The following is a 6,116-nucleotide window of genomic DNA, read 5'->3' on the forward strand; positions in this document are numbered from 1 at the left end:
GGGCTCCGGCCGCGCCGGCCCGCCGTCCGCGCCGCCGCCGGGTGGCCGAGGCCGCGCCGGTCGTCGAGGCCCCGGCCGAGGAGCCGGTGGCCGAGGAGCCGGCCGTCGAGGAGGAGCCCGCCGAGGAGGCGGCCGAGGCCGTCGCGCCCGAGCCGGCCGCCGCGCCCGCCCCGGCCCCCGCCGCCGAGGCCGAGCCGACCCACCGGGTGCGCCGCCGCGCGGTCCGCCCGTCCACCGCGATCTTCCAGGCGCCGGTCTTCCAGGAGCCCGCGCCCTACGTCGCCCCGTCCGCCCCGCAGCCGGCCGCCGAGGCCGCTCCGGCCGAGACCCCGGCCGTGGCCCGCGAGGAGGACGACGAGTACGAGTACAGCGGCGTCGGCCGCCGCCGTCGCACCCGCACCCAGGTGCGCGTGCAGACCCCGGCCCGCCGCAAGCCCGTCGTCGAGGAGCCGGTCGAGGCGCCCGTCGTCGAGGCCCCGGCCGCCGTCGAGGCCCCCGCCGCCACCGGTCCCGAGGCCGAGGGCGAGTGGGAGGAGGACGGCCGTCCGTCCCGCCGTCGCCGCCGGGGCGGCCGTCGCCGCCGCCGTGGCGAGGCCGAGGAGTTCGAGGCCGAGGCCGTCGAGGCCGAGCAGTCCGTCGAGGAGCCGGCCGCTGCCGCCGCCGACGAGGAGGAGGAAGGCGAGGAGGAGGACGAGCTGTCCGCCGGCCTGGCGTCGTCCCGCCGCCGTCGCCGCCGTCGCCGCCGCAGCGGTGAGGCCGGCGCCACCGAGGCCGCCGAGACCACCGAGGACGGCGTCCGCACGGTGGTGAAGGTGCGCGAGCCGCGCCGCCGCTCCACCGAGCCGTCGTTCGACCCGGACGAGGTGCAGTCCATCAAGGGCTCCACCCGTCTGGAGGCCAAGAAGCAGCGCCGCCGCGAGGGCCGCGAGCTGGGCCGCCGCCGGGTGCCGATCATCACCGAGGCCGAGTTCCTGGCCCGCCGCGAGTCGGTCGAGCGCGTCATGGTGGTGCGCCAGAACGGCCAGCGCACCCAGATCGGCGTCCTCGAGGACGGCGTGCTGGTCGAGCACTACGTCAACAAGGAGCAGGCCACCTCGTACGTCGGCAACGTCTACCTGGGCAAGGTCCAGAACGTGCTGCCGTCGATGGAGGCCGCCTTCGTCGACATCGGCAAGGGCCGCAACGCGGTGCTCTACGCCGGTGAGGTCAACTTCGGCTCGCTGGGCGGCCACGGCGGCCCGCGCCGGATCGAGTCGGTGCTGAAGTCCGGCCAGTCCGTGCTGGTGCAGGTCTCCAAGGACCCGATCGGCCACAAGGGCGCCCGGCTGACCAGCCAGATCTCGCTGCCCGGCCGTTACCTGGTCTACGTGCCCGAGGGCTCGATGACCGGCATCTCCCGCAAGCTGCCGGAGAACGAGCGCGCCCGGCTGAAGCAGATCCTCAAGAAGATCGTCCCGGACGACGCGGGCGTCATCGTGCGCACCGCCGCCGAGGGCGCCTCCGAGGAGGAGCTGACCCGCGACGTCCAGCGCCTGCAGCAGCAGTGGGAGGAGATCCAGAAGAAGGCCGCGACCGGCAACGCCCCCGCGCTGCTGTACGGCGAGCCGGACATGACCGTCCGGGTCGTCCGCGACATCTTCAACGAGGACTTCACCAAGGTCATCGTCTCCGGCAACGAGGCGTGGAACACCATCCACGACTACGTCTCCAACGTGGCCCCGGACCTCGCCGAGCGGCTCCAGCGCTGGACCTCCGAGGTGGACGTGTTCGCCACCTACCGGATCGACGAGCAGCTGATGAAGGCGCTGGACCGCAAGGTCTGGCTGCCCAGCGGCGGCTCGCTGGTGATCGACCGCACCGAGGCGATGGTCGTCATCGACGTCAACACCGGGAAGTTCGTCGGCCAGGGCGGCAACCTGGAGGAGACGGTCACCCGGAACAACATCGAGGCGGCCGAGGAGATCGTGCGCCAGCTGCGGCTGCGCGACCTCGGCGGCATCATCGTGATCGACTTCATCGACATGGTGCTGGAGTCCAACCGCGACCTGGTGCTGCGCCGCCTGCTGGAGTGCCTGGGCCGGGACCGGACCAAGCACCAGGTGGCCGAGGTCACCTCGCTGGGGCTGGTGCAGATGACCCGCAAGCGGGTCGGCCAGGGCCTGCTGGAGTCCTTCTCCGAGGCGTGCGTGCACTGCAACGGCCGCGGCGTGATCGTGCACATGGAGCAGCCGAGCGCCCACGTCCACGCTCCGGCGGCTCCGGCCGGCGAGGCGGCCTCGGGCGGCGGCAAGCGCCGTCGCCGGGGCAAGGGCGGGGCGGCCCAGGAGGAGCCGCAGGCCGTTGCCGAGGCCGCCGTGGAGGTCGCCGAGGCCGTCGAAGCGGTCGAGGCGGCCGTCGAGGCGCCCGAGCGCGAGGAGATCGAGGGGCAGCTGGCGATCGAGGTGCCGGTGGTCGAGGCCGAGGCCGAGGCTCCGGTCGTCGCCGAGCCCGCCGAGGCCCAGCCGAGCCTGGTCGAGATCCCGGCCGCTCCGGCGCCCGCCGGCCGCACCCGCCGCCGTGCGGTGCGCAAGGCGACGGCTCCGGCCGGTGCGCCGGCCGAGGCCGAGATCGTGGTGCTGCAGGCCCGGGCCGACGCGGCGCTGGAGGCGGCCTTCGCGGCCGCCGAGGCGCCGGCCGAGGCCCCGGTCGAGGTCGTCGCCGCGGCCCCGGCGGAGGCGCCCGCGGAGGCTCCGGCCGCCGTCGAGCCGGCCGAGGCGCCCGCCGCGGAGGTCACCGAGGCCACTGAGGCCGCGGAGGCCGTGGAGGTCGCCGAGGCCGCCGCCGAGGCGCCCGCCGCGACCGAGGAGCCCGCCGAGGAGGCGCCGGCCCCGAAGAAGCGGGCCGCCCGCAAGACCGCCGCGAAGAAGACGGCCGCCAAGAAGACCACGGCGGCCGCGAAGAAGACCACCGCCCGCAAGACCGCCACCAAGCGGACCAGCGCGGCGGCCAAGAAGGCCGCGGCCGCCGAGGGTGATTCGGCAGCCGAGTAGTGCCCGTGGCCCGGGGCCGGCGACCGCCGGCCCCGGGTCCGTACGGTCCGGTTTGCCCCCGCGGCGGCCGGTCCGTATTCTTGACCCTCGGCGTGTCTACGCCTTGCTCCCGAGCACATCACCTCCCGGATCCTCGTCAGAGGCTCCGGGGGAGGCCCCTGTGTCCGTACCCAGGCGGCTGGCATCAGGAGCTCCGACCGAGTTAGAAATGGGGTACCGCATGTACGCGATCGTTCGCGCAGGCGGCCGCCAGCACAAGGTCGCCGTCGGCGACGTGCTGGAGATCGACCGTATCGAGGCCAAGCCGGGTGACTCGGTGGAGCTCTCCACCATCCTGGTCGTCGACGGTGACGCTGTCACCTCCGACCCGTGGGTGCTGGCCGGCGTGAAGGCTCACGCCGAGGTGGTCGACCAGACCAAGGGCGACAAGATCGTCATCCTGCGCTACAAGAACAAGACCGGTTACCGTCGCCGCCAGGGTCACCGCCAGCAGCACACCGCTGTGCGGATCACGAGCATCGACTCCGTCAGCAAGTAAGGGGATAGCGAGATGGCACACAAGAAGGGCGCAAGCTCTACCCGCAACGGCCGTGACTCGAACGCCCAGCGCCTCGGCGTGAAGCGCTTCGGCGGCCAGGTCGTCTCCGCCGGCGAGATCCTCGTCCGCCAGCGTGGCACCCACTTCCACCCGGGTGCGGGCGTCGGTCGCGGTGGCGACGACACCCTGTTCGCGCTGACCGCCGGTGCCGTGCAGTTCGGCACCCGCCGCGGCCGCAAGGTCGTCAACATCGTGGCCACCGAGGCCTGAGTCCGACAAGACTCACAATGAAGGGTGGGCCGGAATGATCCGGTCCACCCTTCGTGCTTTACCGCAGGTAGAACACAGACTTCTTCGTAACTGGAGGCACACCCATGACCACCTTCGTGGACCGCGTCGAGCTGTACGTCGCCGCGGGTAACGGGGGCCACGGCTGCGCCTCCGTGCACCGGGAGAAGTTCAAGCCGCTCGGCGGACCGGACGGCGGCAACGGCGGCGAGGGCGGCAGCGTCATCCTCACCGTGGACGCCCAGGTCACCACCCTGCTCGAGTACCACCACTCGCCCAAGCGCAAGGCGACCAACGGCAAGCCCGGCGCGGGCGGCCACCGCACCGGCGCCGACGGCCAGGACCTCGTCCTGCCGGTGCCGGACGGCACCGTCGTGATGGACAAGCAGGGCAACGTGCTCGCCGACCTCGTCGGCCACGGCACCAGCTTCGTCGCCGCGGCCGGCGGCCGCGGGGGCCTCGGCAACGCCGCGCTCGCCTCGGCCCGCCGCAAGGCGCCCGGCTTCGCGCTGCTCGGCGAGCCCGGCGAGGCCCGCGACATCGTCATGGAGCTCAAGTCCGTCGCCGACGTGGCCCTGGTCGGCTACCCGAGCGCCGGCAAGTCCTCGCTGATCTCGGTGCTCTCCGCCGCCAAGCCGAAGATCGCGGACTACCCGTTCACCACCCTGATCCCCAACCTCGGCGTGGTCACCGCCGGCGACACCGTCTACACCGTCGCCGACGTCCCCGGCCTGATCCCGGGCGCCAGCCAGGGCCGCGGCCTCGGCCTGGAGTTCCTGCGGCACGTCGAGCGCTGCTCCGTGCTGGTGCACGTGCTGGACTGCGCCACCCTGGAGCCCGGCCGCGACCCGCTCACCGACCTGGAGACCATCGAGGCCGAGCTGGCCGAGTACGGCGGCCTCGACGACCGGCCGCGCCTGGTCGCCCTCAACAAGATCGACGTCCCGGACGGCCAGGACATCGCCGACCTCACCCGGGCCTCGCTGGAGGAGCGCGGCTACCGCGTCTTCGAGGTGTCCGCCGCCTCCCGCAAGGGCCTGCGCGAGCTCAGCTTCGCGATGGCGCAGATCGTCGCCGAGGCCCGCGCCGCCAAGCCGGTCGAGGAGTCGACCCGGATCGTGCTGCGCCCCAAGGCCGTGGACGACGCCGGCTTCACCATCACCGAGGAGGACGGCGCCTACCGCATCCGCGGCAGCAAGCCGGAGCGCTGGGTCCGCCAGACCGACTTCGCCAACGACGAGGCCGTCGGTTACCTCGCCGACCGGCTGGCCCGCCTCGGCGTCGAGGAGCAGCTGTGGAAGGTCGGGGCCCACGAGGGCGACACCGTCATCATCGGCCCGGACGAGAACGCGGTCGTCTTCGACTGGGAGCCGACCATGGCCGCCGGTGCCGAGATGCTCGGCCGCCGCGGTGAGGACCACCGCTTCGAGACGCCGCGCCCGGCGGTCGACCGCCGCCGCGAGAAGCAGAAGGGCCGGGACGCGGCCGAGGCCGAGTTCCTCGCCTTCGAGGCGCTCTCCAGCGGCCGCCAGGCGGCCATCGAGGGCGACGACGAGGACTACTGAGCCCGGCTGTCCCCGCCGACGTGCCACGGCCCCTGCCTCCCGGACGGGAGGCAGGGGCCGTTGTCGTGCGATCGGGCGTCACTTCGCCCAGGAGGCCTGGAGCTTGAGCGGGTCGGTCAGGTCGGTGTAGCCAACCGCGCTGACGGCGTTGCCGGGCAGCGAGATGATCTGGCAGCCCTTGACCTCGGAGCCCTTCGCGAAGCCCTGGAACTTCGCGGCCGTGCACTTGGGCAGCGGGGTGGCGGCGGTCATGACGAAGATGCCGTTCTTGCCGGCCTGGTCGAAGGCGACGAACTTCGAGTCCGGTGCGGTGAAGGAGAGCGTGGTGTCGCTCAGGTTCTTCATCGTGTAGTTGAGGTAGATGATGGTGCGGCCGTCCAGGCCGGTGGTGCTGATCTTGGCGGCCTTGAGGTCCTCGACCGAGCCGGTCTCCCAACCGGTGACGGTGACCTCCAGCTTGGCGCTCTTCTGGCTCTGCTTGTCGGTGAAGTCCACGGTCGCGGGCTGGCCGACCTTGACCGCGGTGGCGGCCTTGGGCGGGGCGCCGCCGCCCCCGGCCGCACCGGCGGCGGCACCGGCACCGGTGGCGCCCCCGTGGTCGCCAACATCGCGCGTTCGCTGGGCGCCCTGACGATCGGTGTGGTCACCCGTCCGTTCACCTTCGAGGGCCGCCGCCGCGCCAACCAGGCCGAGGAC

The 6,116-nt window shown here is 73.3% G+C and carries 4 protein-coding genes and 1 pseudogene; all 5 read left to right on the forward strand.

Translation table 11 applies throughout. The features are described 5' to 3' along the window. On the forward strand, positions 1-3,029 hold a 3,029-nt coding region (locus ACFVHB_RS39680), incomplete at its 5' end, for a ribonuclease E/G (RefSeq protein WP_380332800.1). Positions 3,030-3,249: 220 nt separating this feature from the next. Further along, positions 3,250-3,567, forward strand: coding sequence for a 50S ribosomal protein L21 (rplU, locus tag ACFVHB_RS39685; protein WP_045696828.1), 318 nt, complete (start codon positions 3,250-3,252; stop codon positions 3,565-3,567). Positions 3,568-3,579: 12 nt separating this feature from the next. After that, entirely contained in the window at positions 3,580-3,837 is a 258-nt protein-coding gene (gene rpmA / locus ACFVHB_RS39690; RefSeq protein WP_209416555.1) for a 50S ribosomal protein L27, read from the forward strand. Between the two features lie 104 nt (positions 3,838-3,941). Beyond that, positions 3,942-5,420, forward strand: a complete 1,479-nt coding sequence (gene obgE / locus ACFVHB_RS39695) for a GTPase ObgE (protein WP_380332803.1) — start codon at positions 3,942-3,944, stop codon at positions 5,418-5,420. A 276-nt stretch (positions 5,421-5,696) separates the two neighbouring features. Further along, positions 5,697-6,116 (forward strand): annotated as a pseudogene (locus ACFVHB_RS39700) (hypothetical protein); the annotation flags it as partial.

The organism is Kitasatospora sp. NPDC127111 (assembly GCF_042677465.1).
In the GTDB taxonomy this organism is placed as follows: domain Bacteria; phylum Actinomycetota; class Actinomycetes; order Streptomycetales; family Streptomycetaceae; genus Kitasatospora.